Origin of the sequence: Paenibacillus sp. KS1, from assembly GCF_001680695.1 — a bacterium.
Lineage (GTDB): Bacteria > Bacillota > Bacilli > Paenibacillales > Paenibacillaceae > Paenibacillus_B > Paenibacillus_B suaedae.
The window spans coordinates 1-1,908 of record NZ_MAIS01000209.1 but is presented as its reverse complement, the minus strand read 5'-3'; the positions used below and the strand labels follow the sequence as shown (position 1 = coordinate 1,908).

The following is a 1,908-nucleotide window of genomic DNA, read 5'->3' as shown; positions in this document are numbered from 1 at the left end:
AGTTCGGGCGGAAAGTTCACCGATTCTCATATTCAAATCCCCTTCACGAATGATTCCTCATCATTATAAACCCTGACACTAGTGTTAAGGTCAACTACTACTTGATGTGATGTATCAAAATAGTTGTTTCTCCAAGCTAATGGCTAACGGGCATTCTAAGCGCCTTTTAAACGAAAAAGGCCAGTATCCTGTACACTAAGGATACCAGCCTCCTTTTACTTTTTTACCAATCTCGATGTAGTCGTGTACATACTTGCTTCGTTAGTTTTTCCACGGTGTTTCCGTTTTGTGATCAATCACTTGGTGTAGACTAATTATCTCCGATCCGAGAAAGACTGATTGTATTGCCCTGAACAAATACCTGGTAGAACGGTGATTCTGCTCCCTTCTTGGTGTAATTCAGCATCAACGTTTTTTGATTCGGGTTCTCCATTTTCTCCATAGTAAACTCGTATTCTCTGATGCTGCCATACATGTTATCAATGAGATTATCCACCTTCGCCTTGATTTCCTGATCGGTTAATGTAATGAGCGGCTTCTCCTTGGGCTCCCAATTCTCTTGATTCAGGTGTTCAACCTCGCCCGTAATACCGTTTGTATGAAGGGTAATCTTTTTGCCAGTTCCTCCTTTTTCCTGCAGTACGATGCTTGTTTGGTTCACATTCTCTGTGGCTGCATTAGAGGAGTCTGTCGGCTGCCCCTTTTTGCGGGGCAAATCAGCGTCACCTCGAACGTAGCTTGCATCGATAATCTCGAATGATTTTGTTTCGGGAAATGCTTGATACAGCTTCTCAAGCGTTGCTTTGCCAACCTCATCCAGCTTGACTTGTTCAGCAGTCAATGGTGTTCTAGTAAGCATTTCAATCAAGGGAGAGGACGCAAATGCTGCAGTAGGGATCAAAATTGCGACAGCGACAATACCGCCAATTAATCGTTTTTTCATCGTTTTTTCACTCCTGTTTCGTTGCAAATATTGAGAATAGGATTGTTCGATTCTTTTGGAAATGCCCGGAGGGCACTCCATAGTTTCTGCTTCTTTATGCAGATGCTCACGGATTTTGCGTTCGATAGTCATTGATCATTTCCATCCTTTCCGGGGGAAAATTCCATACGTTTTTTCGAAGCGCCTGCAGGCCGGCATGATATCTGGACTTCACTGTACCGAGCGGAATGTCGAGCAATGTCGCGATTTCCTCGAGCGTATAGTCGTGAAAAAAGCGGAGAATGATCACCGTTCGCTGTTTGTCGGTCAGTTTTTGGATTGCCTGCGATATCATTTGGTTTGTCTCATCCATCAACACAGTAGGTTGATCCCAATGAGACTCTTCCCGGGAGAAGGCACGAATGCGTTCAAAAATACGGAATCTCCGCCAGCCCTTGACCCGAAATCTCTGCACTTGACGGATTACCAAGCCGCGCAGCCAGAAGTGGAAAGGTCTGTTTGTATCATAGTTGTCAAGTGAGGTCCACATTTGCATATAAATCTCATTCATGACATCTTCTCGATCCTGCTGATGATCCACTAGAAAGGAGACTGTCCGGTAGACGTCCTGATAGGTGGCATCATACAGCGTATGGAACGCCTGTTGATTGCCATTTTTCATTTTTGTGAGCAATTGGTACATATATTCACTTTGCATTCAGAGGATCCTCCTGAGTAAGCAGCTTACACACTATATTGTCACTTTGTCGGAAAAAGGTTCGGTTCTTTTTTTATTTTTTCTCAAACGGATGCGTGCAAGAGCAACAAAACCTCCTATTCCACACATCGTGGACTGGAGGTTTTGTTATGATGGACGAGCTACATTAGGATTCTATTTAAATAAATTAAGCGTTGTAATGATGATCGGCATGGCGAACACGTCGATAAGAAAGGCACCTACAATGGGAACGATCAGGTACGCTTTG

Annotated in this window: 1 protein-coding gene and 1 pseudogene; both read right to left on the bottom strand. The window is 43.8% G+C overall.

Annotation, left to right across the window (positions count from 1 at the left end; genetic code table 11):
* Positions 1–319: 319 nt before the first annotated feature.
* A pseudogene (locus BBG47_RS27835) lies at positions 320–1,075 on the bottom strand (hypothetical protein); the annotation flags it as partial.
* Positions 1,050–1,640: a sigma-70 family RNA polymerase sigma factor gene (locus BBG47_RS27830; RefSeq protein WP_065294442.1), complete on the bottom strand. Its 591-nt coding sequence runs from the start codon at positions 1,638–1,640 to the stop codon at positions 1,050–1,052. The gene BBG47_RS27830 and the pseudogene BBG47_RS27835, both read right to left, overlap by 26 nt.
* Positions 1,641–1,908: the final 268 nt, after the last annotated feature.

What these genes read in the sequence shown, in the direction of transcription:
- BBG47_RS27830 (WP_065294442.1), bottom strand. Translation starts at nt 1,640, where the DNA reads ATGCAAAGTGAATATATGTACCAATTGCTCACAAAAATGAAAAATGGC.